Consider the following 25,951-nt stretch of genomic DNA (forward strand, 5'->3'; position numbering starts at 1 on the left):
GCAGCTGAAAAATCAGACAAACACCCCGGCCCGCATGGCCGGCATAATTGTTGGCACGCTCCTTGATAACAGTCAGGCACCCACCGGGCGATTTCGCCTCCCGGGCACCTTAAATTATTCCGCAAGGAGAGCACCCCATGGCAACACCAGCGTACATGTCGGTTACCGGCGAAAAACAAGGCCTGATCACTGCAGGCGCTTTCACCGCTGACTCCGTAGGCAACACCTACCAGGAAGGCCACGAAGACCAGGTTATGGTTCAGGCTTTCACCCACGACGTGATCATCCCGCGTGACCCACAATCCGGTCAGCCAACCGGTCAGCGCGTTCACAAGCCAGTTGTGATCACCAAGGTCTACGACAAGGCTTCGCCTCTGCTGCAAGCGGCTCTGACCTCCGGCGAGCGTATGAGCGAAATCGTTATCCAGTGGTACCGCACTTCTGCTCAAGGTACTCAAGAGCACTACTACACCACCAAACTGGAAGACGCGATCATCGTCGCCATCAACAACAAAATGCACAACTGCCAGGATCCAGGCAACGCGCATTTCACCCACCTGGAAGAAGTGCAGTTCACCTACCGCAAAATCACCTGGACCCACGAAGTATCCGGTACTTCGGGTTCCGATGACTGGCGTGCTCCAGTCGTTTAATTACGGCTGATCGTTACAAGCATCGGCCAGCTCTGCTGGTCGATGTTGTTTACGCCCCTCCAGAATTTCGCGTACGTTGAGCCGCTTTGCGGTCGTCGACGAACGCCGCTGTACAGCACGAGGAACAAGGGATGTTCGCGCCGGCCAATGAAACCCACTTTGCCCTGACCATCGAAGGGCTATCCGCCGATTTTCAGGTATTCACCCTGACCGGCCGGGAAGCCATCAGCCAGCCTTTTGTCTTCGAGGTGGAGCTGGTCAGTGAGCAGCCGTCGCTGGACCTCGAAACCCTGCTGCACAAACCGGCCTTCCTGCAACTGTCGCCCGACGGCAGCGGCATCCACGGCCAGATCTATCGCGCCGCGCAAGGTGACTCGGGCAAACGCCTGACCCGTTATTCAGTGACCCTGCGCCCACAACTGGCGTACCTGGCGCATCGCGTCAATCAACGCATCTTCCAGAACCTCACGGTGCCGAAAATCATCGGCATGGTCCTTGAAGAGCACGGCATCCAAAGCAACGCCTACGAATTCAAGACCGGTTCGATCTATCCCGAGCGCATCTACTGCGTGCAATACGATGAATCGGACCTGCATTTCATCCAGCGCCTGTGCGAGGAAGAAGGTATTCACTACCACTTCGAACACACGGCGACGGCGCACAAACTGGTGTTCGGCGATGACCAGACGGTATTCCCGAAACTCAAGCCTGTGGCCTATCAGCAAGACTCCGGCATGGTCGCCAGCGACCCGGTGATCAAGCGCTTCGACCTGCGCCTGGAAACCCGCACCAGCCGCACCACCCGCCGCGATTACGATTTCGAAAAACCGCGCATCACCCTCGAAAGCGAACAGCGCGGCGACGCCCTGCCCGACCTTGAAGACTACGATTATCCGGGTCGTTTCATCGACCGCGAGCGCGGCAAGCACCTGGCCAAACGCGCCCTCGAACGCCATCGCAGCGACTTCCAGCTCGCCGAAGGCAAAAGTGATCAGCCGCTGCTGGTCAGCGGCCACTTCCTCGCACTGACCGCGCACCCTAAAGCCAAGTGGAACGACCTCTGGCTGCTCACCGAAGTTCTGCACGAAGGCAAGCAGCCGCAAGTGCTGGAAGAGTCGGTGACCAGTGACACCACCGCACTGAAAGACGATTTCCACCAGGGCTACCGCAACCGCTTTCAGGCCACCCCGTGGGACGTGCCGAACCGCCCGCCTCTGCGCCACCCGAAACCGCGCATCCTCGGCAGCCAGAGCGCCGTGGTCACCGGCCCCAAAGGCGAAGAGATCCACTGCGACCAGTACGGCCGCGTCAAAGTCCAGTTCCACTGGGACCGCGAAGGCCAGGCCGACGACAAGACCAGCTGCTGGCTACGCGTCTCCAGCGCCTGGGCTGGCGCTCAGTACGGCGGCATCGCCATCCCGCGCATCGGCATGGAAGTGCTGGTCACCTTCCTTGAAGGCGACCCCGATCAACCGCTGATCAGCGGCTGCCTGTACCACAAGGAAAACACCGTTCCCTATCCACTGCCGGCAAACAAGACCCGCAGCACCTTCAAAACCCTCAGCTCCATGGGCGGTGGCGGCTACAACGAACTGCGCATCGAAGACAAAAAGGGTCAGGAGCAGATCTACCTGCACGCCCAGCGCGACTGGGACGAAAACGTCGAGCACGACCAGAAAATCCGCGTCGGCAACGAACGCCACGACACCGTCGAAAAGAACAGCTACAGCGAATTCAAAGCCGAAGAACACCACACCGTCTACGCCGACCGCAAAGTCGAAACCCGCGCCAACGACCACCTCACCGTCGGTGTGAACCAACACATCAAGATCGGCACCGGCCAGTTCATCGACGCCAGCCAGGAAATTCACCTCAGCAGCGGCATGAAAGTGGTGATGGAAGCAGGCGCCGAGCTGACCCTGATCGGCGGCGGCAGCTTCATCAAGATTGATGCTGGTGGCGTGACGATGAGTGGGCCGGTGATCAATATGAACTCGGGGGGTAGTCCGGGGAGTGGCACGGGCGCCGCCCCGCTGATGCCCGGCATACTGAAACAGGCCGACGCCGACAAGGCCGGCCAGGTCCTCACCCCGGCCCAGATCAACACCCTCAAACGTAACGCGCCATTCTGCGAAGAATGCGAAAAATGCAAGGCAGGTGCCTGTGCCATCTGATCGAATTACGCCCAAGGATTGGCTGGCGCAACAGCCGTTGCAGACTGACGAGCGCTTGTATCTGGTCATTAGCGCGGCGAGTGATTCCGACGCGCTGAAAAACCTGTACCTCACCGAACCCACCGCCCAGCTCATCCCGATCTGGGGCGGCACGCCCTACTCCACCTGGCAACCGGTGATGCCCTACGTCACCGAACTCAAAGCCAACTCGGCATTCCTGCCATGGATCGCCGAAACCGACGCACTCGATTGGGGCTGGCTGGCGGTGTCGCGCTCGGAGCCGAACGACGTGTTCGAGCACCTGCGCAGTCTGACGCAGGTGAAGATGCCGGACGGGACCGAGGTGTTTTTCCGGTTCTGGGATGGGCGGCATATCTACCCGATTCTGCATGGGCTTGGGGAGAAGGCTGGGGAAGTGATGCCGATGTTTGAGCGGTATCTGATTAATGGGCAGTCGCTGGAGGTTGGGACGCGGGTTGTGCCGAAGGTGAAGGATTGGCCGTGGTGGGAGGTGCCGAAGCCGTTACTGGATGGCTTAGCCAAGGAAAACCCGACGACGCTGATCAGTAACTTGATGCAGTGGCTGGAAGAAGACCGACCAGACATTTATACCGCTTGGCCCGAGAACAACCTGAAGCTGAAGATCAGCCGTTTCGTGCGCCGTCCGGACGCACCGAAAAACCTTAAAGAAGCACTGTTAAATCACCTGATTCTGGAGCAAGGCTGATGGATCGCGTTGCCTTTGTTGACAACCAACTGAACACCTTCAAGGACAGTCTGAAGCTGTATCGGGAACAAACCAAAACCTGGTATGCAAGGGCTGCCGACAAGGCCAGTCGAGCCGCTGATCTGCCCTCCTTGCTGGGTATGGAGCGAGTGATCAAAGTTGGCGACACCAGCAAAGCGGTGAGCATGACCGACGGTAATTTCACTTCGAACGTGGCTCAGTGCCCGCTCAAGGGACCGTTGCTGATCGAGAGTAAATTCGAGTCGGTGTACGACATTCCGGTAGGCGATATCGAAGTCGAAATCGTCGCTGTGGAAGGTGGTGCCGTCAGCAAGGTCAAACTCGACGCACAAGGCAAAGCCGCCTGGACCGGTGGCGTCCCGGGCAAGTTCTACGAGATCCGCGTTCATAACGAAGTGACGCCGGCGCAGATCGATGCGCTGTTCAGCTCCTACAGCGGCGTGACAGCTGACCTGGAAGGTTTTCTGCGTAAGGAGTGGGCAGGTTTCAAACCGCAATGGTCGAACCTTTCCACCTCGGGCACTGCAATGGCGATTGGCACCGGCATTCTTGAAGGTGGCTGGGAGGCCATCAAGGGTGTGTGGGATGGCATCAATCAGGTGCTCGACATCCTGCAGGATCCGGGCAAATTTGCGAAAGATCTTGGCGCCGGTGCGGATGAACTGATCAAAGTTGCCAAAAGCTCGCCGGACGTCATGAAAAAGGCCATGTTGCTGGCCAGTGACGAAGCTGCTTTGTTCCTGTTGGTACGCAGCGCCGTGATCTGGCTGGCGGGCTTGCCGCCGATGAAGATGGCGGGCGACATAGCGAAAACCACCACGGCAATGGTCGTTGGTATCGCCATCGATATCGTGATTGGTGTGGTATTGACCATCGCGGCTGAAGGTACCGGGGTTATCTACCTCGCCGCCCGTCTGAAGAAGTACGGTGAGCTTGTCCTCAACGCCGTCATCGGCTTTGTAAAGTCGCTGTTCAAGATCATCAATGGCTTTATGGAATACGTCGCGAAATACACCGCTGTTGCGGCGCGTGGTGTGACGGCCAAAGTTAGAAACGGTATTTCCGAGTTGCGTTTTGATGGGAAGAAAAACGCCAAACTCGCTGAAGGCAAAATAGCTGACGACGCTTCCAAACAGGCGAAGACACCTGCCGACAAAAGTGCAGAGCCCGCCGCCGATACTTGCACTAACGGTTGCCCGGTTTCAATGGTGACCGGTGAAGAACTTTTGACGCTGACCGATGGTCAACTCGACGGCCTGTTGCCCTTTGAATGGACACGTCTCTACAGAACCAGCGCGGTGGAAATCGACTGCGGCTTGGGTTATGGCTGGAGCCATGCCTTGGCTCATCGCATCGAAATCAATGGCGATGAAGTCATCTGGACCGACCACGAAAACCGCGCAACGCCTTTCCCTGTGCCAAGTGAGCAACGTCCAGCCATCACCAATAGCCTTTCAAAAGCCGCCATTTTCCTCGGTGACGATCCATCGGAACTGATTCTCGCCCAAGCCGGCAAGCGTCCATCGTTCTACCACTTCCGCTTTAACAGCAAAGGCGCCACCCTGATTGCCATTAGCGACAGCTATGGCAATCGACTGCACGTCACACGCGATATCCATGGTCGTATCAAACGCCTCGACAACGGCGCCGGTCGCGCATTGCTTCTACGTTACGACCGCAAACACATTATCGCGGTCGACTATCAGCAGTTCCTGCCCGCGGACAATCTGGAGGACGCCTGGAATACGGTCCAGACGCTGGTCACCTACACCTACGACGCCCAGCATCGTCTGATCGAAGCAAAGAACGCAGCCGGCGAAGCCGAACATTATCGCTACAACGAACAGCAGGTCATTCTCGAGCGGCAACTGGCGGGCGGCGCTGCGTTCTACTGGGAGTGGGAGAACGAAGGCAAACTGTCTCGTTGCACTCATCACTGGGCCAACTTCTCGCAGATGGAAGCGCACTACGCCTGGGATGACAAAGGCAGCGTGACCGTCACCAATGCCGACGGCAGCGAAGAGGTGTACACCCACGATGATCAGGCACGACTGATCAGCAAGATCGACCCGGACGGTGCCGAGCATCTCAAGGCCTACAACGACAAAGGCCGATTGATTGCGGAAAAAGACCCGTTGGGCGCCGTCACCGAGTACCGCTACGACGACAACGGCTTGATGACTGCCGTCATCCCGCCGGAAGACGAAGCCACCACCTACGAATACGTCAACGGTTTCGTCAGCGATGTTCATCGCGGCAAAGCGAGTTGGAAGTACCAACGCAACCGTCAGGGCGATATCACCCAGCAAATCGATCCGGACGGCAATACCACGCTATACAGCTACGACGGCCAAGGGCGTCTGCTAGAGATTCGCCACCCGGACGGCAGCCGTCATCAACTCGGCTGGAACAACCTCGGCCAGTTGCTGGAAGAGCGCCTGCCCGATGGCGGCCAGCGCAAGTATCGCTACGATGCTTTGGGTCGGCAGATCACCCGCCAGGAAGAGTCCGGCGCCGTTACCCAATACCAGTGGGACGCCGCTAATCGTCTCGCCCAAGTCACACTGCCGGGCGGCGCTACCCGTGCGTTTACCTATAACGCTTACGGTAATGTCACCGCTGAACGCGATGAACTCGGCCGCATCACTCGGTACGAATACGCCGACAACCTGCATCTGGTCAGCCGCCGCATCAATCCGGACGGCAGCCAACTTCGCTATCGCTATGACAACTCTCGTCTGCTGCTGACTGAAATCGAAAACGAGCGCGGCGAGCAATACCACCTCGACTACTACGCAAACGGCCTGATCCAGCAGGAAACAGGCTTCGACGGTCGTCGCACGGCTTACGAGTATGACCTCAACGGGCAACTGCTGAAGAAAACCGAGTTCGGCGACGATGGCAGCGAACTGGTCACTGAGTATCAGCGCGATGCTGCTGGCCGGCTGCTGGTGAAAACCCTGGCCGATGGCGAAGAAATCCACTACAGCTACGACGCCCTCGGTCGCCTCGTAAACGTCGATGACGGCCACTGGCCGCTCGCCTACAAATACGACCTGCAAGACCGCCTCATCGAAGAACACCAAGGTTGGGGCACCCTGCGCTATGAGTACGACAGCGTCGGCCAGCTCAAACACTGCCGCCTCCCTGACGGCAGCAAACTCGATTACCGTCACCAACCCGGCGGGCAACTCAGCAACATCGACCTCAATGGCTCGCGCCTGACCTCTCACCAGTTCAGTGCTGGGCGCGAACAAAAACGTCAGCAAGGTTTGCTGCTCAGCCAATACCAGTACGACGAACAAGGCCGCCTGCAAGCCCACACTGTTGGCCAGCGAGACAAGAACCTGTTCCAGCGTCGTTATAATTACGATGCCAACGGCAACCTCGCAGGCATTGATGACAGCCGCAAAGGCAATCGCAGCTACCACTACGACCCGCTCGATCGACTCATCAGCGTGCGCGGTGCTACTCCGGAAAGCTTCGCCCATGACCCGGCGGGCAACCTGCTGGGCCAAAGCAATGAAGGCACAGCAAACCTCGCCAACGTCAAAGGCAACCGCCTGCTGATGCAGGGTGATCGTCACTACGAGTACGACGCGTACGGCAACCTGAGTCGCGAACGCCGTGGCACAGGACAGAAACTCGTCACCGAGTATCGTTACGACTGCCAGCACCGCTTGATCGGCGTTAGCCTGCCGGGTGGCAGCACTGCAACCTACAAGTACGATGCCTTCGGTCGACGTATAGAAAAAACCGTCGATGGCCACATCACCGAATTCCTGTGGCAAGGCGAACGCCTGATTGCCGAAAGCGCCGAGAACCGTTACCGCAGCTACATCTACGAACCGGGCAGCTTCCGTCCACTGGCGATGCTCGATGGCGAAGGCCCGCGCAAGGCTACGCCGTTTTACTATCAACTCGACCACCTCGGCACACCGCAGGAGCTCACCGACTACAGCGGTGAAATCATGTGGTCGGCGAAGTACCGAGCCTACGGTAATCTCGCCGCGCTGGACGTCAGCGAGATCGATAACCCGTTGCGGTTCCAGGGTCAGTATTTCGATGCCGAAACGGGGTTACATTACAACCGGCACCGCTACTACAATCCTAGCAATGGACGGTTTCTGACACCTGACCCAATCAAGCTTGCGGGTGGATTGAATAGCTACCAGTACGTGCCTAACCCTACGGGGTGGGTGGATCCTCTGGGGCTAAATAGCACTCACTGCCCCAAAAAGGTTGACACAAGCGATTACCAAACACGTAAAGACTTAAGAACAGATGTCTATGATGCAAAACGTCCAGAAGGCAGGCATGCAACAAAGCACACAAATGCACAATCAGCGGAACAAGCGAGATCGCTCAGCCTAGGTCAAGGGAGTCGCGATGGAAAACCAGAAGCCTCCTATTTACCGGATATCGCGAATAACGTCAGCGGATTTGAGAAGCAAGCAGCCTACTCGGCGGTACGCGATGGAAACGTGTTTGATCATGGAGGTTCAAGATATATGTTTTATAGATCAGAGACCCCCGTTGGCTACAACAATGGAGAGCTAACAAATTGGGTTAGGATTGAACTTTCAAAAGCTGGCGAACCTGTCATACACAGTTTTCCAGCCTCACCCGAACAAGTTAAAAAATATATGGGCAATGTAAAATGAGACCCAAACTAAAGTACGAACTTCAACCAATTCGAGTGCCAAGCGGCTGGACAATAACAATCAACAACTTTTTCGAGGTTGAGTTAACCCCGGAAACTAACGACTGGTTCACCTGTTCAGTACTATTAGGGGGCGTAAGGCGTAGTAGTGGGCACTGCTTCGATTCTAGAGTAGAACCAGAGGGAGACCCAGACGGAGAGTTTGTAATTGATTTCCTAAAAATCGAATATGATCAAAAAGGAAAGCCTGTTAAAAACTCCGAAGTTTTTCTTGGCGAATTCAGAACTAAAAGCAAGATTGAATTCATTAAGCAGATTGAATCATTCATGATCGATACATGAAGTACAGATAGAAGCAAAAGGACGAAAAAAGGACCAAAAAAGGGGACAGATTTATTTTCTACACGCTAAAAATAAATTTTCCCCACTTCTTATCCATAAACCGTTTAAGCCCTGGTATTAAGACGCCGTCGGCGCAGCTTGATCAAAGAGTCAGAAACATTAAAGTTAAAGTCGCGCAGCTATAAATGGGGCAGATGTATTGTCCACACATGATCCAAAAGTAATTGAAACAAATCTATCCCCTTTTCGCTATGGAGGCCTGATATAAAATTTGACTGGAGTTCTTTTGGGATTGAACAGGGATCCTCCGTGGATACCAATACGATTTTCCAAGTGGAAAAACTACTTAGCGTAAGTTTTCCAAAGTCATATTTGGACTTGGTCACATATTCCGATGAGGCATCTCCAGAGATATCTTCAGTTCCATATGGCAACGAAGTGACTTGCATAAGCGAATTCTTTTCTTTCTCGCCTGATGTGGCCCCGTATACCATCTCATGGTACTCAGGGGCGGGAACCCCCTCAGGGCTTCCCAAACAAATGATCCCTATAGCAAGGGATGCGGGTGGTTATCTGATTTGCCTAAATTTCAACACACCCTCGGTTGCTGTTGAAATATTTGATCAAAACTCAAGTAAAACCGACTTCGCCGCTAACAATTTTGATGATTTTGTTAATTTGTGGACTGAGTAAAACAACGCGCAAAAATAGTCAGCTTAGGATCGTGTCACCTATCGGAGGTAGTTTATCCTCAATGGAGGATTCTTCAGTCCTCTACTGATCATGATTACAAAGCATGATGGTTAGACAAAAGGGACAGATTTATTTTCTACAAACTAAAAATAAATCCGCCTCCTTTTCTCAAATTTAGGAAAGCATATTGAAAAGAACGAGCCAAAGACTTTGAGTGAGCAGAACCTTGCATAAATACCAAGACTTGATAACGAAACTCGATAACTCCGACGAAGAAACATTTTGGCTCGGCCGCGCCACTGCCGAGCAAGTTAAAAAACTCGAGAATATTCTAGGCATAAAGCTACCTGAAGATTTCGTTGACTTCTTGAGTGTATGCGGTGGTGGTGGTGGTGCAGCAGACTCAGAAATATGCGGAGTTGAAAACAATGATGCAACTCTAGATAATGGCGGAACTGTAAATTACAGCACCATGTACTGCCGTTCGGAGTTTGAGCTACCTAGTCACTTTGCCGTCATTTATTTAAAAGACGACGAAGTTTGCTGGGCAATTGATTGCGGTCCCACGGGAAATGGACAGGTCATTAGCTACGATCTATTTAAGCGCAAACCGTCTAAGAAAATAGCGGAAAACTTCTATTCATTCTTTGAGGAATACGTCAAACTCAGAACTTAACTTTCAACCGTGAAAGAAGGGGGGGAATACAAAAAATGGACTAAAAAGAGACAGATTTATTTTCTACCCACTGAAAATAAATCTGTCTCTTTTCTTCATTCGACGTACTTCCGAAAAAAAATGAGAACTTTTTATGTGATTGCTAATAAAGATATGGAGCCAAACCTCCTGCATAGCTCAAACTGGCCAAAGGTTATAGGCTATTCCTTCGCAGATAACTATTTTTATTTATCCGAAGGCAAAGGCAACGGCTTTGCCGCGAACGACATGCCTGAATCGAAAGCTAAAAGACCAGAATGGCTTGAAATATTCACAGATCTAGATGTGACTTGGTTCCTCAACATGATTGACAACACTAGCTTCACCAGCGAAACGGATTTCCGTGAAAAATTAACAGCACACATTGGCAACGTAGATACAATATTATTTTGACTAACTCGAGTTCGGAAAACGGAAAAAAGGGGACAGATTTATTTTCTACAAACTGAAGAAAATAAATCTGTCCCCTTTTCTTATTGGCTCTGAAAAAATCGACCACGGCGCCGACATGAACAAGCTTCTAAGCCAATTTGACGACTGGGAACAACTTCAATGACAACCAACTTTGAAATAGCTTTGAAAAAGAATGAACTCCCTGACTACTTCAGAGGTAATGGCCAATATTTCACAAGAGACCCCGACTGGGGAACCCAGTTGCATATCATAAATTGGCAAGGACTATGCGGCTATTTAAAATCGCTAGAAAGCTCGATCGAAATATTGAGGAATGCATTTAGCGTATACTTAAACTCGGTTGAGTTTACAAAAAATGACGCCAGCGACCTGCTTGAAAACATTGGCTGCTATTACTACCTAAGAAATAAACATCCTTTCTTGTCAAAAGATGGATTTGATCTTGTACGCGACGCTGCTGATAGTGAGAAACAGAAAATTTCACATATCATGACCTTTCTGAGAAAAACAATCGAAGCCAACAATGATGTTCAAGACCTTGAACTCTATAATCGCCGCATGAGAAAACTCATTGATGACGGCGGCCCAACCAATATAGAGAGCCTCTAATTCTTTCGACGGAACCCACTGTAAAAAGGTGACCAAAAAGGGGACAGATTTATTTTCTACAAACTGAAAATAAATCTGTCCCCTTTTCTAGTATAAAGAGTGGGCGACCCCATAATCGCCCTCTTTCAAATCAATATGTTCTCCCCGTTTAAATCAAAGCTTTTGCAGCTCTTCTTTAGCTCCCGGAGCACCGCGATCAATTGCTTTGAGCATCCAGTACTCGGCCTTGGATTTGCTTTTTGGCAAACCGCCACGTCCTTGCGCGTACATTTTCCCAAGCGCCAACTGCGCGTTGCCAAAATCTGCATCCGCAGACTTGCGGTAAAGCTTGGCCGCTTCACGTTGGTTTTTTACGGTGCCTCGCCCCTGTTCAAGCATTTGCGCCATTTCATACTGCGCGTACTTATTGCCGAGCGCAGCCGACTTGCCAAACCAGGAAAATGCCAGAGCTTCATCCTTGTCCACACCTCGTCCAGCGGCGATCATTTCTGCGAGGTGAAGCTGTCCGTAATCGTCACCGGTTTCAGCCAGTTTGCGATACCACTGAGCGGCAACAACATCGTCCTGTGTAACTCCGTCACCCTTCTCATAGAGGCTTGCCAGCAGCATGTAGGCTGAGGGATATCCGCCTTCGGCGGATTGGTGGTAGTACGCTAATGCTTTGTCCATGTCCTTGAGATTTTTGATCGATCGGCCACCGCGATGGTAAATCTGCGCCAAACTGAACTGGGCCTTGGCGTTCCCCTGCTCCGCAGCTTTCAAATCCCAGTAAACACTTGCGTCTTCACCCTCAACGCTTCGATCCCAACGAAGTTCCTCAGCCAATCCGACTTGCGCTTCAGCATTACCTTGCTCTGCAGCTTTGCGAAACCACACTTCCGGCATGCCCGGTGACCACTGCTCAACCACCCCGCAGAGGTTCTCTTGAATGGCTTTGCCAAACTGCGTCTGTGCGTCAAGATCACCTGCGATCGCTTGTTCATGCAGCCGCTCAGAATTTGGCGCACACTTCCCTGCCTTCATGCCGTCGTAGTAATCACGCGGCGCTTGTGCCCACGTATTACAGGCGATGAACATTGAAAAAAGTGCAGTGCTTGCCGTACCGACAGTTTTGAAACGCTTGATCATTTGTTACTTCCTTGTAGCTTAAAAAATCCAACGAAAACCTTGCGCAAAATACTAGCTCGCTTCGAACATCTGCTCGTCCACGTCATACTTAACCACCACCCGATTCCGATACAACCTCACCCTCTCCACCAACTCCCCAACCTGCCCCTTCTCCCGCACCTCCCGCCAAATCTCATTCTCCCGATACACCCGCGCACCCTCCCGCACAAACCGATGCGCCTCTTGAAACACGTGATAGCGATATTCCCTCACCCGATCACACAACAACTCCCCTTCGAGTTGCGTCTCGCCGACGTTCAACTTCAGTTGAAAGTGCCGATCCGTCGGGTTGTGCAGCACCAGATCAACGTAGTTATAGAAAATCGCTGCCCCTGACCCGAACGGCAGTACCCGCCCCTCATCCGGAAACGGGTCGAAGCTGTGGTTGGAGCGTTCGACCACCACCAGCGGTGAATGAATGGCCATCCAGTGAATCAGGTTGCTCAGTTGGCAAATGCCACCGCCTACCCCGCGTCGTGCCTCGCCGAAGGACAGTTCCATGCCTTCAACGTAGCCGCGCTTCACAGTCGGGCGGCCGACGAGACGGCAGAAGGAGAAGTGTTCGCCGGGGGCGATGATGACGCCGTCGATGGCGGCGACGGCGAGTTTGAGGTTGATGACTTTGTTGTGTTGCAGGGCGAGGTCGGAGTCGCCGAGTTTGCGGATGAGTTTCGAGGTGTGTTTGAGGTAGCGATAAGGCAGGCGCTCGGCCGTGGCGACGGGGCGTGCATAGCGTTTGCTGGAACAGCGCCAGGCGATCTGGCGGAAAAGTCTTTTTTGCCACACGCGCAGCCAGTACAAGGCCGGGTGGTAGAGGGAAAGTGGTTTCATCCGTGACACAACGGCGTCCGCCGTTTCTTCCTTGAATCGTGAGAGGGGCGCGCATTTTATCCGCTTATGACCGGCAGCACCCCATGCATTTCATAAGACCAGCAGCCTCTCTTCGGCACACATTTACCGTCACATACGTAAATTAAGGTTCGACTAAGGTTGCCTCGCTACGATCGCAGCCACGAAACCCTGTCGCCCTTGAATCGCAGATGAGTCCTCCCGACATGAAAGCGTTTGATTTACCAGCCCAGCCAGCGTCGAATTTCAGCCTTGTCTTGGTAAATTACAAAACCCCGGACATCACCCGTATGTGCCTTGAGCTCTTGCGTGAGCATGTCCAGGAACAACGCATTCCGGTGTGGGTGGTGGATAACGATTCGGCGGATGCCAGTCTTGATTACTTGCGCTCGCTCGACTGGATCAACTTGATCGAGCGCCCTTCCCCGGGCAAGGAAGTCGGCCATATTGCGCATGGCAAGGCACTGGATCTGGCGCTGGAAAAAGTCGACACCGATTATCTGTTTCTGTTGCACACCGACACCTTTGTCTATGACAAAGAAGTGTTTGCCATGATGATGCGCGAATGCACGAAAACCGCGAACATGGCCGCAGTCGGTTGTGTCGAGCAACTCAATCGCGGGATTGTGCGTGACACCTGGCGTTTAACTTCGCGGTTCTGCAAGCACTATGTTCGCAAAGCAAAAGTGCGTCTTGGTCTGCGTTCGAAAATGCCAAGGCCGTACAAGGAAACTCATCTTAAAAGTTTTTGCACTTTGTGGAATGCGCGTTTGATGAAGTCACATGGCCTGCACTTCTGTATGGATGACCGCGTGCCCGGTTATACGCTGCAAGATCGAATGAGCGGTTTGGGCTATGGCATCAAGTTCCTGTCGCCACGCAAGATTTTCAGTTATCTGGATCACATCCAGTCAGGAACCGTCGCCGCAGCAGGCACCTACGGGAAAAATCACCGCAGGACAAAAATGTATCAGGCCACGCTGAAGCGCTTTCAAGGGCAGCAAGAGAAAGCTGAAGCGCACGCCTCGGTTTAATTCACGGCAAACAAAAAGGGCGACTATAAAGTCGCCCTTTTTGTTTGCCGAAATTGTATACATCCACTCCGAAGAGGTGTTCGCCCAGTGTAATGGCCTGGCAATCCATGCACCGGTAAAGAGCCCTGACACTGGGCGAACGGGTGGATTTTAATAGAACCTGGCGCTTATGTCCTCATTCTTGAATATGAAATTTATGTACGGAAACGTTAATAGATATTTATCGACGATTCCTTTCATGAAACTTTCAATGAGGTTAAACCACACTAATAGTATGACTACTCTCATACAAAAACTGTACAAGAGCAGTCAGCATGTAGAGTTAAAGCTCAACTTTCGTGTTGACTGGTCACTTTTAAGATATCGGTGTAAGTGACAATAACGCTCTGCCCTTCTTTCAGATCTTTCAGCCTGGCTTGAATTTCAGGCTTTTTCACGTCGAGAACTTTCGACACGCCCGCCGGGTTTTGCAGGGTCACCTGATTTGTTTTCAAATCAATTTTGGTGATTTTCAATTGCACCTGAACCTGACGATACGCCTCGCCGCCGGGGTTATCGCTGCCCGGGGCCTTACGCAACTCACCGGTACGTTCGGTGGTGCCAGGCAGACCTTTATCCACATCGGTATCGAGGTAAGCGGCGACGGAGCGCTGCACTTCGACTTTAACCAGATCGCCGACCTTCAGATTTGCGAGGTTTTTTGCCTTGTCGCTGAGCTGAACGTGGACCTGACGACCTTCGGCGCCTTCAAGCACGACCTGATGGTTGGCGGCATCGACGGAGAGCACTTTTGTGGTGACCTGATCCGCTTCGATGGTGGCGGACAGCGGAATATCAGCGGCAAATGCCCCGAAGCTGGTGGCGGACAATACGGTTGCGAGGGTGATGACTTTGGCCAGTGCGTCGAGCTTCATAATCAATACTTTCCCTGTGATGAATGGCAGCGCCCGACGCCGAAGCGACTTCGGCGACGAGCGTGCCACTGAGCATAGACGCTGTTCAGGGCTTGGCTTTGGTTTGTGACGGCGAGGTTTGTTGCCTGGCGGTGTCCTGCGCGGTGGATTCGCCACTGGGCGTGCCTTTGCCCGTCTGTTCACGCTGTTTCGGGTCGGTGGAGCGCAGGGCGTCGTTATCGCGTTCGGTCTCGCCCGCTGGACGGGGTTCGTCGGGGTGTTCGCTGGAGCTGACGGGTTTCATGGGGTTTTCCTCAGGCTTCGGGGTCGTCGAGTTCACGGGCGACGTTGATCGCGGGTGAACCCTTGTGCAGGTCATCGGCTTTGGCGCGCAGGATCTGCCATTGCTCCAGGTCGATGGCGCCCTGGCCGAGCAGGTCGTCGGCAATACGTTGCAGATCGAAGTAATGCGCATCGGGGGATTGCTGCCAGTAGGTCTGGTCGTCGAACAGGCGCTGCCAGGTGGTCATGTCCGGGGGTTGCAGGTCGTCGCTCATGGCTAATCCTCGGCAGATTTTTCTGTAGAGGACAGCACACCAACCCAAGTTCAAACCGATCCTTTGCAGGAGCTGCCGAAGGCTGCGATCTTTTGATCTTGTTTTTTAAAAGCAAAATCAAAAGATCGCAGCCTTCGGCAGCTCCTACGGGGATTCGTGGGTACTTTTCAGTACCCGGTCATTTCCAGATAACCTTGGCCGGGATGGCTGCCGCTGATGTGCACCGGGCCTTCCCAGTACGGAATGCGCAGGTTCATCCAGGCATTGGGATTGAGCGCGTCGAGGGTGATGTCGAGGTGTTTGTCGGGGATGCTGATCGACCATTTGACCGGCATCGCCCGGCCGGCGACCTTGGCCGTGGTTTGCGGGGTGAGCCGGATCTGCGAGCTGCTCAGGGTTTGCGTCTGACCGTCGGCAGCGATCCACGTGCCAGTGAGATACGGCGCGCCGTCCTTCTGGCGCATGCGGTAGAGCATCACGTGTTCGCCGCTGTCCAGGTGCAGGGAAAACCAGTCCCAACCGGTTTGATTGGCGGTCAGCGGCTGGCTGCTCCATTCGCGGTCGAGCCATGCCGGGCCGCTGACGGTGTAGGTCTGGCCGTCGATCTGCAACGTTCCGCTGGCCTGAAAAAACGGCTGACTGTAGTAGTACGACGCCTGACCTTCTTCGGATTTCTGGCTGAAGCCCTTGTCGCCCTGCAATACCAATGGACGACTGGAGGTGAGGTGCAATTGATAGGCGAAGTCCTTGTCGCGAGCGCTGAGTTGCATATCGCTCAAGGGATCCTGCGCCTGACTGGCAAACCGCCAGTCATCAATCCACGCCTCGAACGGCGCCAGCCGCACGCCCGCCTGCCCCACCCCGCCTCGGGCGTAACGTTCGGCGGCGTGATGCACCGTGCTGGAAGTCACCGCCGCATGCCCCAGCCAGATTGTCTGATCAGCCCACCCGGCCTGCTCCGCCACGGGTTTCAGCGCGCTGCGGAACAGCGTCCACTGCACGCCGAACTCGTTGCCCTGCTGATCCTCAAGATTGGCGGTGACGTACCACCACTCGATGCGAAAACCCGCGTGGGCAGCGTGATCTGCCGGGAAGCTGAACACCCGCCCCGGCACCACCGGCGTAAACGCCAACGCCTGATCGCCCATTCCGGCGAAGCCCTTCTGCTCCGGTGCCGATTGATCGCAACCGCCGAGCAGCAGCAAAACCGTGAGCAAAACGAGGTTAATCCTCATGGGCAAACGTCCTCAACAGGTCCGCCGGTTGCGTGCGGTACAGCGAATACAGCGGCCATGCCGACGCCAGTAACGTCGCCAGCAGTGCCAGCCCCATCAGTTGCAGCAGTTGCCACGGAAACACCCGCAAGGGCAACCGCCAGCCAAACGCCTGAACGTTGATCACCGCGTCCAGACACCACGCCAATGCGATTCCCAGCGGCAACGCCAACACTAATGTCAGCACCGCCAACAGCCAGGTCTGACCGAGATTGAGCAGCATCAATTGCCGCCGCGTGACGCCCAACGCCCACAGCGGTGCGAGTTGGCCGAGGCGACTCTGGCTTTGTGTCAGCAGGCTGATGAACAGCGCCACACCCGCCACCGCCAGGGTCAGACTGTTCAACGCCGCCGTCGCCGCAAAGGTGCGTTCAAAGACCTGCACCGACCAGCCCTTGAGCCGCGCCTGATCGACAATGCGGCTGTCATCCAGTTGAAAGCGCGCCTGCAAGGTGTTCAACAAGGTCGGGATGTTCGCCGGATCGATGCGCAGATTGAAACGGTTCGGCGTCAGTTGCGGCCAGCCGCGCAACAGGTGGTGGATGCTAACCAGCAAGTGCCCCTTGGGATTGCCGTAGTCGGCGTAGATGCCAACGATGCGCGGCGACCAAGTGCCGTTGGGTGTCGGAATCGCCAAGTGGTCACCCACGTGCAATTTCAGGCGCCGGGCGATTTGCTCGCTGAGCATCACCGCATCGTCCGTGGCCAGATGCGCCCACGGGTCGCCGGCAATCGCATCGAGCAGCGGCCAGTGCTGACGATAATGGGCGTGATCGATGATGCCGAACACCTCCGCCGGCCAGCCCTGCAACGTCACCGCGACCTGCCAGTTGGGCAGGATCGCCGCGATGTTCGGCTGCTGCTTCAGCCAGCTGTACATTTCCCGCGACTGTGCCGGATTGCTCGGGTTGATATACAGCTCGGCGCTCAGGCGTTGTTCGAGCCAGTCATCGAAGGTCTGGCGAAAACCGGCGGTCATGCTGCCGGCACCGATGTTGGCGGCGAGCGCCAGAAGCAATGCCATCAGCGCCAGGCTGAGTGCCGGCAATTGCTGACGGCAGTCGGCGAGAAACCATTGCCCCAGCACCGAACGACTGCGCCCGAGCAACTGATTCAACAGCGCGCTGAGCAACACCGGCAGCGCCAATGCGGCGCCGATGAGCAACCCGGCCATCAGGACAAAACCGCTGGCCAGACTGTCACCCCAGATCAACGCCACCAAGGCCAGCAAACCCAGCAGCGCTGCCAGCCAACCCTGCCGGCGCAACCAGCGCGCGTATTGCTGATGCCAGGCTTGCGGATCCGCCACGGCCAACAACGGCAAACGGGCGGCGCGCAGCAGACTGTTGGACCCGGCGAGCAAGGCGCCGAGCAGGCTCAAGCCGATGCCGCTGAACCACCACCAGGGACTGAGGCGCAACTGCCCCGCCACTTCCGCGCCATACAAACCGCGCAGGCTGGCGGCGACATCCGGCAGCAAGACACTCGCCAGCCAATAGCCGCTGAGCACACCGAACAATCCGCCGATCAGCGCCAGCACACCCAGTTCAACGATCAGGCACACGATCAACATCCGCGCGCTGACCCCGCAAGCGCGCAATGTACGCAGCAGTCCGCGCCGTTGCTCAAGAGCCAGGCCAATCGCGGCGTGGACGATGAACAAGCCCACCACGAATGACAAAAAACCCAAGGCATCGAGATTCAGGTGAAAGCTCTCGGTCAGTCGCGCCAGATTGTTTTCCTCGCCACTGCTTTTGAGCTGCAACTGACCTTTGAACGCGGCGGGCAACTCGGCGTGAAAATCCTTGGGCAGCAATAGCCGCGACAATTGTCCGGGTTGTTCCAGCAGGGTTTGCGCGACGCCGATGTCGACCAGCAATACGCCGGGGGCCATGTCCTTTTGCGCGAGCAACGGTGGCAGTTTTAAGCCGTTGAGTGTTTGCGGTGTGTCGCCTTCACGCAGGTTCAGCGCCTGCAGGGTTTCCGGTGAAACCCACGTACTGCCCGGTGGCGTGAAGAACTCGACGACACGCTCAATCGGCAGCGCCTGTCCGGCCACCGCAGAATCGGCCGGTAATGACACCGGCTCGATGCCCATCAGTTGCAAGCGCTGCTCTTCATGGTCCTTGAGCAACAACCGGCCCTGCAGCAACGGTGACACCGGCCAGCCTTGTCGGCGCAGATCAACGAACCATTGCTGCGCGAACGTCGCACCGTTCGGCGTACTGAGACTGGCCTGGGGTTCGCCGCCGATCAACTGACTGGCCCGCGCGTAGCTGTCACGCGCCTGACTGTTCAACGCTTCGACGCCGGTGAGCAGACTGGTGGCCAGCCACAAGCCGGTCAGCACGCTGAAGAACTGCACCGGATGACGCCGCCAATGGCTGAGCAGCGCATGCAGGGTCTGCCGGAAAACGCTCACGTCAGCCGCCCGCTGGACAACACCACTCGCTGCGCCAGGCGCGCCGCGACGCGCGGGCTGTGAGTGACCATCAACAAGGTGGTCGGGGTGTCATCAAGCAATTCCAGCAACAGGCGCAGCACTTCATCACTGGTCGCTTCGTCGAGGCTGCCGGTGGGTTCGTCGGCCAGCAGCAATTTCGGCTGCGAGGCCAATGCCCGGCCCAAGGCGACCCGCTGCTGCTGGCCACCGGAAAGTTGCTCGGGATAACGCTTGAGCAAATCACCCAGGCCCAGACGCTGCACCAGATGCGCCTGCCAACGCGGCTCATGGCGCCCGGCCAGGCGTGCCTGAAACGCCAGGTTGTCCTCGACGCGCAAACTGCCGATCAGGTTGAACTGCTGGAAAACCAGACCGATTTCCGTCCGCCGCCAGTTCGCCAGTTGCGCTTCGTTCATGTTTTCCAGCCGATGCTCGCCGCTGCGAATGCTGCCGCTGTCGACTTTGTCGAGGCCGGCCACCAGGTGCAGCAAAGTGCTTTTGCCGCTGCCGGATTCGCCCATCAGCGCCAGACTGCTGCCGGACTCCAGCGTCAGGTCGACGCCTTGCAGCACCGGCAATGAACCTTGCGGGGTGAGATAGCTTTTGAAGACGTTTTCAACACGAAGCATGCCGCCACCTGATCGGTCAGTGTGGGGCAAGGATAGCGGATGGCGATGACAGACTTGAATCTCGCGTTGAAGTAAACGGCCTCATCGCTGGCAAGCCAGCTCCCACAGGAATTGAGGTTGTTCACGATATTGAATTCACTCTAGAACACTGTGGGAGCTGGCTTGCCAGCGATCAGGCCAGTAAACCAGCCCAACACTTATTGACCGGCCGCCACACGCGTCGGCGCCTGCGCTGGCGTGACAATACTGCCCAGATCAATGTACTTCCACTCAGGCTTGGCCCCCAACCGCGCATTGAAGCGGTAGTTGAAGGTGAACTCATCCGCCGTCGCGACACTCAGTGGCTTGCCATAAACAGCCTCGATCCCCGCCAGGTCATAGCCCATCACCTGCAGCAGTGTCGGGAAGATGTTGTAGTGGCTGGAGCGATCCTTGTTCGCCGCAAGGTACGCAGACCAGTCCAGCGTCTTCAACCCGCTGCCCTGAATCACCACCAGCGGCACCAGCCCTTCCTCCTCCACCGGATCGCCACCGCAATGGGTGTTCAAGCCCGGATTTCCGCGTTCGTGCAGATCCTGGCCATGATCAGACGTGTAGATCAGCAGCGCATTGTTCAGATTGCCTTGGGCGAACACCCGCGCGAAAAACTCGCCGACGTTCCACAACAGCGTGTTCTTGTAGGCATTGCGGTACAGCACCCAGTCATCCGGCTGACCATTGAAGCCGTTGCGCTCGCCGGTATCGGCCACCTCGGTGAACTGCCCGCGCGGCAGGGTCGGGCGGTAGGCCATGAACGCATCCGGGTATTTGTCATGCACCGGAAAGTGCGCGCCGACCTTGTTGATCACCACCAGCTCCGGCTTGTCGTCGTTGAGCAGTTCGATCAGCTTCGCCGCTGCTGCCATGTCGCGATCGCGCACGCTGGTCTGGTCGAATTGCACGAACTGGTCGATGTCCTTCTTCTCGGTGTCAGTCATCAGGTTCTGTAGATTGCCAGCGGTGCGCTGGGCATCGATGTATACCGTGCGCAGCCCGGCCTTTTTCGCGTACTGCCAGATCGACGGCAACGTCGTATTGATGCGCATATAGTCGGCGCGGGTGCCGCCGTAGCGCAGGGTCACGTTGGTGTCGGCGCTGCAATTGGCGATGGACGCGGCGTAGCCGTAATTGAAGATGTCGACACCGGCATGCGCCTGCTTGAGGTTGCTGTGCACACCGAACGGCGCGTTGATATCCAGATAGTTGCCGGAAATGCTTTCGTCGATGATCAGCACGATGTCATGGCCGACCGCTTGCGAAGTGCGCGCCAGTGTCACCGGTTCACGCGGGCCGACGGTGTTGTGCAGCGCTTCGTAGGCAAACAGGTTGAGGTAGGCCAGCGGCGTGTACATGATCGGCAAACCCCGGGCGCCCTCACCCGCACGCAAAAACAACACCGCACTGAGCAGCAACACGCCGCACAGCGGCGCCGCCACACGCAACGCGTTGGGAATCGCCAGGCCATGGCGGGGTTTCAGACCGATGCCGAACAACAACAGTAAACCGCTAAGCACGCCATGCAGGATGGCGTCCCGGTACTGGTACGCCGCTTCCTGGATGAAACCGCCGGAATACACCAGCGAGACGAAGCTGCTGTAGCTCAGGTAATCCGCCGTGACCCGGGTGTAGACATCGAAAAACACCGCAGAGGCGAACATCACCAATGCGAATGCATGCCGGATGAGAGTCTGCCGTATATACGCTGTTAGATATAACGCTAAAGTAAGCGCCAAAAACATCGCGCCAAAAAGAAGTACAGCAAAACCGAGGCCGATAGCATTTAACCGCTCTATGTAATATTGGGCATAAAGCAGTAAATAAATAATTAAAAGCAATTCTTTCGCATATCTGAACATGGCGATACCGGTCGTGCAAAACGGCTGGAAGTCAAAGGTTTGTCAGTCAGAACCTGACACTAGCACCCGGCTATCAAAGCGCAAGAATTGACTGCTTTTTGGATAAAGCGTCAAAAAAACGGTGACTCAAATCTGACACACCTGCGCCGCCAGAAGCCTTTAAATTAGAGGCTTACGACCGCTTATCGCTTATTTTGAATCTGAACAAATCTGCAAAGAAGCAACAATCTCAATGGTAGCAATGACTTGATGGCCAATCGCCAAAAAATGCTCAAGTGTTATACAGATGCAACATGTCATTTTGCTGACACGCTTTGCAAACCCTGCGCTATACCCCATTTACAGTTTTCTTCCGAACTTCTTCTTTTCGCTCTATCGAGGGTGCGCAGATGGACGTGAGCGTATTTGGCACGGGCTATGTTGGATTAATACAAGCCGCCGCACTTGCAGATGTAGGTCATCGCGTTTTATGCGTAGATATTGACCCAAACAAGATTAAACAACTGCAACAAGCGGTGCCGCCAATTAGCGAGCCAGGTTTGTCCAGTACTCTTGAAGAGAACATCAAGGCCGGCCGTCTGCTGTTCAGCACCCAAGCCAGTGATGCGGTCGAGCATGCCGAGCTGATCTTCATCGCCGTCGGCACCCCCGCCGATGAGGACGGCTCTGCCGATCTCAGCCACGTGCTCAACGTCGCCCGGCAAATCGCCTCGCACATGGAGGCCGACCGCACGCTGATCATCAAATCCACGGTGCCGGTGGGCACGGCGGATCAGGTGCTGGCGACCGCCAACAGCGAATTGCAGCGCCGCGACAAGACCGGGCTGACCGTACGGGTGGTCTCCAACCCGGAATTCCTCAAGGAAGGCAGCGCCCTCGCCGACTGCATGCGCCCGGACCGGATCATCGTCGGCACTCGCGACGACGCCGCCCGCGAACAAATGAGCGAGCTGTACGCGCCATTCTGCCGCAACCACGAAAAACTGATGTTCATGGACAACCGCAGCGCCGAACTGACCAAGTACGCCGCCAACGCGATGCTCGCCACGCGCATCAGTTTCATGAACGAACTGGCCAATCTCACCGAGCTGCTGGGTGCCGACATTGAAGCGGTGCGCAAAGGCATCGGTTCTGATCCGCGCATCGGTTACCACTTCATCTATCCGGGCTGCGGCTTCGGTGGCTCTTGCTTTCCCAAGGATCTGCGCGCGCTGCTGCACACCGCCGAACACAACGGCATGCCGTTGAAACTGCTGCGTAGCGTCACCGACGTCAACGACCTGCAGCGGCACATCCTCTTCAGCAAACTCAAAGCACAATTTCCGCAAGGTCTGGCCGGCAAATCCATCGCGATCTGGGGCCTGGCCTTCAAGCCCAATACCGACGACATGCGTGAAGCACCGAGCCGCTATCTGATGGATGCACTGTGGGCCGAAGGCGCCAGCGTGCAGGCCTACGACCCGGAAGCGATGTCCGAATGCCGTCGCCTCTATGGTTACCGCAACGATCTGCACCTGTGCGCCACTCGCGACGACACCCTGGAAGACGCCGATGCGCTGGTGATCTGCACCGAGTGGAAAAACTTCCGCGTGGTCGATTTCGAACTGCTCGCCGATAAGCTGCGCTCCAAGGTGATCATCGACGGTCGCAATCTGTACAACCCGGAACAAGTGGCGGCCGCCGGCTTGCACTACAGCGGCATCGGTCTGCGTCACATCGCTCCCGAAGGACTGCGGCCGTGAAAGTCCTGGTCACCGGTGCGGCCGGTTTCATTGGTGCCCATTGCGTGTTGCGGTTAATGCGTGACGGGCATTCGGTGGTCGGTCTGGACAATTTCAACGCCTACTACGACCCGCAACTCAAGCGCGACCGCGTGCAGTGGGTGCGCGAGCAGGCCGGCGATTTCCAGGTCGCCACGGTTGACCTGGCCGATGCCGCGGCCATCGACGCGCTGTTTGTCCGCGAACGCCCGCAAGTGGTGATCCACCTCGCCGCGCAAGCCGGGGTGCGTTACTCGCTGGACAATCCCAAGGCGTATCTGGACAGCAACCTCAACGGTTTCCTGAATATTCTCGAGAGCTGCCGGCATCACCCGGTCGAGCACCTGATCTACGCGTCATCGAGTTCGGTGTACGGCGCTAATCAGCACACGCCCTACTCCGTGAAAGACGGCGTCAATCACCCGCTGTCGCTGTACGCCGCAACCAAGAAAGCCAACGAGCTGATGGCGCACAGTTACAGCCACCTGTTCGGCATTCCCTGCACCGGCCTGCGTTTTTTCACTGTGTACGGGCCATGGGGGCGGCCGGACATGTCGCCGATCCAGTTTGCCCGGGCGATCAGCGAAGGCGAGCCGCTGAAGCTGTTCAATTATGGCGAGCACCAGCGCGATTTCACCTACATCGACGACATCATCGAAAGCATCGCCCGCCTCACCGAACGCCCACCGCACGCCGACCCGCACTGGGATCGCGAGCAGCCCGACCCGGCCAGCAGCATGGCGCCGTGGCGCCTGTTCAACATCGGCGGGCAGCACCCGGTGGCGCTGAAAACCTATCTGGCGCTGATGGAAAAACACCTTGGCCAGAAAGCCATTGTCGAGCTGCTGCCGCTGCAACCGGGCGACGTGCTCAACACCTGCGCCGAGGCCAGCGATCTGGCCCAGGCCACCGGATTTCAGCCCCGGATCGAGTTGGATGAGGGACTGGGACGTTTCATCGCCTGGTTCCGCGACTACTACCCCACTGCCTATCGCCCACGCGCCGCTCGCGGCTGAATTAATGCGGAGGACTCCATGACTGGACATGAGAAAGGTGTGCCGATCCAGGAAATGCGCCGTGACAAGCGCGTTGACCCCGAGCACCGAATGCGTCTCGACGCGGCGATCCATCGCCAGGGTCGCGGTTGGTTCACCGGCCGCGATGGCGGTCGTCCTTGGCAACTGTCACGCACCAACCGCGTGGTCGCCTGCCTTGGCGCGTTGCTGATCCTCGTGCTGATCTCGCCGCTGTTGCTGGGGCTGGCACTGGCCATCAAGTTCAGCAGCCCCGGGCCGGTGATGTTCGTGCAGAAACGCACCGGCTATCGCGGCCGCAAGTTCGGCATGTACAAATTTCGCACCATGGTGGCCAACGCCGAAGAATTGAAAGAGTCGCTGCGTCACCTGAACAAACACGGTGCCGACGCCATCGACTTCAAGATTGACCGGGACCCGCGCATCACCCGCATTGGCGGTTTCCTGCGGCGCACCAGCCTCGATGAATTGCCCAACCTGATCAACGTAGTGACCGGCGACATGCGCCTGGTCGGCCCGCGTCCGACCTCGTTCAACGCCTACCGCTACAAGGACAACCACCTTGCCCGTCTGGCGATCTACCCCGGCATGACCGGCCTGTGGCAGATCTCCGGACGCAGCAATATCGACTTCGACCAGCGCGTTGAGTTGGACCTCAGCTACATCGCCGAGCAGAGCCTTCTGCTTGATCTGAAGATTCTGTTGAAAACCCCCTTCAAAGTATTCAGCGGCCACGGAGCAAGCTAATGGACGGTTCAACCAACAAAAGCCTGAGCATCGCCAACCCCAGCGAATCGAACCTGACCTCGACCGTGCTGGATCTCGATCTGCGGATCCTGTTCCTGACCGCCGCCAACCCCGGCGCCGGCACCACCACCAGTGCGCTGGCGCTGGCCAGCCAACTGGCGCAAATGAGCAGCGGCCAGGTGCTGCTGGTCGACGCCAGCCAGTCGGCGAGCAACCTCACGCAGCAACTGAACCTGAGCAAGGAACGCGGCCTGCGCGACTTGCTGTTCAACCCGGACAACCCGCCGCTGTTGCAGGACTGCGTGGTGCAGGTGTCGAGCCTGCCCTTCCACGTGCTGCCCAATGGCCGGCCAATCCGCACCATGGAACACCTGACCGCCGAGCGCCTGAGCCCGTTGCTCGATCAATTGGGCAGTCAGTACCGCTTCGTGGTGATCGACGGCGACGCGGTGTATTCCGCCGCCGACACCCTGGTCATCAGCACTCAGGTCGATGGCGTGGTGTTTGTCGTGCGCGCTGAGGACACCCGTTGGGAAGTCGCCCAGGCCGCTGTGCAACGCCTGACCCAGGCCGGGGCAAAAGTGGTTGGCAGCGTGTTCAACCGACGCAAGTACTACATGCCCAAATGGCTTTACCAAAACCTCTAAGCGAACGCGAA

General features: G+C 56.3%; 23 protein-coding genes. 14 read left to right on the top strand and 9 right to left on the bottom strand.

Annotation, left to right across the window (positions count from 1 at the left end):
• Nucleotides 1–137 precede the first annotated feature (137 nt).
• The 9 genes from M9827_RS20275 to M9827_RS20315 all read left to right on the top strand — a co-directional run bounded on the left by M9827_RS20275 (nucleotide 138) and on the right by M9827_RS20315 (nucleotide 11,011).
• Nucleotides 138–653, top strand: a complete 516-nt coding sequence (locus tag M9827_RS20275) for an Hcp family type VI secretion system effector (RefSeq protein WP_007949952.1) — start codon at nucleotides 138–140, stop codon at nucleotides 651–653.
• A 131-nt stretch (nucleotides 654–784) separates the two neighbouring features.
• Nucleotides 785–2,827 carry a type VI secretion system Vgr family protein gene (locus tag M9827_RS20280; RefSeq protein WP_250606827.1) on the top strand — a complete coding sequence of 681 codons (2,043 nt, stop codon included), beginning with the start codon at nucleotides 785–787 and terminating at the stop codon, nucleotides 2,825–2,827.
• Entirely contained in the window at nucleotides 2,817–3,554 is a 738-nt protein-coding gene (locus M9827_RS20285) for a DUF4123 domain-containing protein (protein WP_250606828.1), read from the top strand. The genes M9827_RS20280 and M9827_RS20285 overlap by 11 nt, the downstream gene beginning before the upstream one ends.
• Complete coding sequence (locus M9827_RS20290) at nucleotides 3,554–8,239, top strand: RHS repeat-associated core domain-containing protein (RefSeq protein ID WP_250606829.1); 4,686 nt, start codon at nucleotides 3,554–3,556, stop codon at nucleotides 8,237–8,239. The genes M9827_RS20285 and M9827_RS20290 overlap by 1 nt, the downstream gene beginning before the upstream one ends.
• Entirely contained in the window at nucleotides 8,236–8,580 is a 345-nt protein-coding gene (locus M9827_RS20295) for a hypothetical protein (protein WP_250606830.1), read from the top strand. The genes M9827_RS20290 and M9827_RS20295 overlap by 4 nt, the downstream gene beginning before the upstream one ends.
• A 309-nt stretch (nucleotides 8,581–8,889) precedes the next feature.
• Nucleotides 8,890–9,273, top strand: coding sequence for an SMI1/KNR4 family protein (locus tag M9827_RS20300; RefSeq protein ID WP_250606831.1), 384 nt, complete (start codon nucleotides 8,890–8,892; stop codon nucleotides 9,271–9,273).
• Nucleotides 9,274–9,487: 214 nt separating this feature from the next.
• Nucleotides 9,488–9,949: an SMI1/KNR4 family protein gene (locus M9827_RS20305; protein ID WP_250606832.1), complete on the top strand. Its 462-nt coding sequence runs from the start codon at nucleotides 9,488–9,490 to the stop codon at nucleotides 9,947–9,949.
• A gap of 135 nt (nucleotides 9,950–10,084) precedes the next feature.
• The gene (locus tag M9827_RS20310; protein WP_250606833.1) at nucleotides 10,085–10,381 is read left to right on the top strand and encodes a hypothetical protein; all 297 of its coding nucleotides are present in this window, start codon (nucleotides 10,085–10,087) and stop codon (nucleotides 10,379–10,381) included.
• A 159-nt stretch (nucleotides 10,382–10,540) separates the two neighbouring features.
• Nucleotides 10,541–11,011 carry a hypothetical protein gene (locus tag M9827_RS20315; protein ID WP_250606834.1) on the top strand — a complete coding sequence of 157 codons (471 nt, stop codon included), beginning with the start codon at nucleotides 10,541–10,543 and terminating at the stop codon, nucleotides 11,009–11,011.
• A gap of 153 nt (nucleotides 11,012–11,164) precedes the next feature.
• Here the strand turns inward: M9827_RS20315 and M9827_RS20320 are convergent, their stop codons facing one another.
• Nucleotides 11,165–12,139 (bottom strand): tetratricopeptide repeat protein, encoded by a 975-nt coding sequence (locus tag M9827_RS20320; protein ID WP_250606835.1) that lies wholly within the window; start codon nucleotides 12,137–12,139, stop codon nucleotides 11,165–11,167.
• A 51-nt stretch (nucleotides 12,140–12,190) separates the two neighbouring features.
• Nucleotides 12,191–13,009 carry a VanW family protein gene (locus M9827_RS20325; RefSeq protein ID WP_250606836.1) on the bottom strand — a complete coding sequence of 273 codons (819 nt, stop codon included), beginning with the start codon at nucleotides 13,007–13,009 and terminating at the stop codon, nucleotides 12,191–12,193.
• A 224-nt stretch (nucleotides 13,010–13,233) separates the two neighbouring features.
• On the opposite strand from M9827_RS20325, the gene M9827_RS20330 reads away from it, so the two are divergent.
• Entirely contained in the window at nucleotides 13,234–14,061 is an 828-nt protein-coding gene (locus M9827_RS20330; RefSeq protein ID WP_250606837.1) for a glycosyltransferase family 2 protein, read from the top strand.
• A 329-nt stretch (nucleotides 14,062–14,390) separates the two neighbouring features.
• Here the strand turns inward: M9827_RS20330 and M9827_RS20335 are convergent, their stop codons facing one another.
• The 7 genes from M9827_RS20335 to M9827_RS20365 form a co-directional block, all read right to left on the bottom strand.
• Complete coding sequence (locus tag M9827_RS20335; protein WP_250606878.1) at nucleotides 14,391–14,975, bottom strand: hypothetical protein; 585 nt, start codon at nucleotides 14,973–14,975, stop codon at nucleotides 14,391–14,393.
• An 85-nt stretch (nucleotides 14,976–15,060) separates the two neighbouring features.
• Nucleotides 15,061–15,258, bottom strand: coding sequence for a hypothetical protein (locus tag M9827_RS20340; RefSeq protein WP_250606838.1), 198 nt, complete (start codon nucleotides 15,256–15,258; stop codon nucleotides 15,061–15,063).
• Between the two features lie 10 nt (nucleotides 15,259–15,268).
• Complete coding sequence (locus tag M9827_RS20345; RefSeq protein ID WP_250606839.1) at nucleotides 15,269–15,511, bottom strand: hypothetical protein; 243 nt, start codon at nucleotides 15,509–15,511, stop codon at nucleotides 15,269–15,271.
• Nucleotides 15,512–15,678: 167 nt separating this feature from the next.
• Nucleotides 15,679–16,746 carry a lipocalin-like domain-containing protein gene (locus M9827_RS20350; protein ID WP_250606840.1) on the bottom strand — a complete coding sequence of 356 codons (1,068 nt, stop codon included), beginning with the start codon at nucleotides 16,744–16,746 and terminating at the stop codon, nucleotides 15,679–15,681.
• The gene (locus M9827_RS20355) at nucleotides 16,736–19,207 is read right to left on the bottom strand and encodes an ABC transporter permease (RefSeq protein ID WP_250606841.1); all 2,472 of its coding nucleotides are present in this window, start codon (nucleotides 19,205–19,207) and stop codon (nucleotides 16,736–16,738) included. The genes M9827_RS20350 and M9827_RS20355 overlap by 11 nt, the downstream gene beginning before the upstream one ends.
• Nucleotides 19,204–19,857, bottom strand: a complete 654-nt coding sequence (locus M9827_RS20360) for an ABC transporter ATP-binding protein (protein ID WP_250606842.1) — start codon at nucleotides 19,855–19,857, stop codon at nucleotides 19,204–19,206. The genes M9827_RS20355 and M9827_RS20360 overlap by 4 nt, the downstream gene beginning before the upstream one ends.
• 197 nt (nucleotides 19,858–20,054) lie before the next feature.
• Entirely contained in the window at nucleotides 20,055–21,752 is a 1,698-nt protein-coding gene (locus M9827_RS20365; RefSeq protein ID WP_250606843.1) for a sulfatase-like hydrolase/transferase, read from the bottom strand.
• Nucleotides 21,753–22,141: 389 nt separating this feature from the next.
• Between M9827_RS20365 and M9827_RS20370 the strand changes: the two genes are divergently transcribed.
• Genes M9827_RS20370 through M9827_RS20385 form a run of 4 tightly spaced genes read left to right on the top strand, consistent with a single transcriptional unit; the run spans nucleotide 22,142 to nucleotide 25,940 of the window.
• A complete protein-coding gene (locus tag M9827_RS20370) occupies nucleotides 22,142–23,494 on the top strand; it encodes a UDP-glucose dehydrogenase family protein (RefSeq protein WP_250606844.1) in 1,353 nt (450 codons plus the stop codon).
• Nucleotides 23,491–24,528: an NAD-dependent epimerase/dehydratase family protein gene (locus M9827_RS20375; RefSeq protein ID WP_250606845.1), complete on the top strand. Its 1,038-nt coding sequence runs from the start codon at nucleotides 23,491–23,493 to the stop codon at nucleotides 24,526–24,528. Before M9827_RS20370 ends, M9827_RS20375 begins: the two co-directional genes overlap by 4 nt.
• 18 nt (nucleotides 24,529–24,546) lie before the next feature.
• Nucleotides 24,547–25,293, top strand: coding sequence for a sugar transferase (locus M9827_RS20380; RefSeq protein WP_250606846.1), 747 nt, complete (start codon nucleotides 24,547–24,549; stop codon nucleotides 25,291–25,293).
• Nucleotides 25,293–25,940: a CpsD/CapB family tyrosine-protein kinase gene (locus M9827_RS20385; protein ID WP_250606847.1), complete on the top strand. Its 648-nt coding sequence runs from the start codon at nucleotides 25,293–25,295 to the stop codon at nucleotides 25,938–25,940. Before M9827_RS20380 ends, M9827_RS20385 begins: the two co-directional genes overlap by 1 nt.
• Nucleotides 25,941–25,951: the final 11 nt, after the last annotated feature.

Origin of the sequence: Pseudomonas sp. AKS31, assembly GCF_023634765.1 — a bacterium.
Taxonomy (GTDB): Bacteria; Pseudomonadota; Gammaproteobacteria; order Pseudomonadales; family Pseudomonadaceae; genus Aquipseudomonas.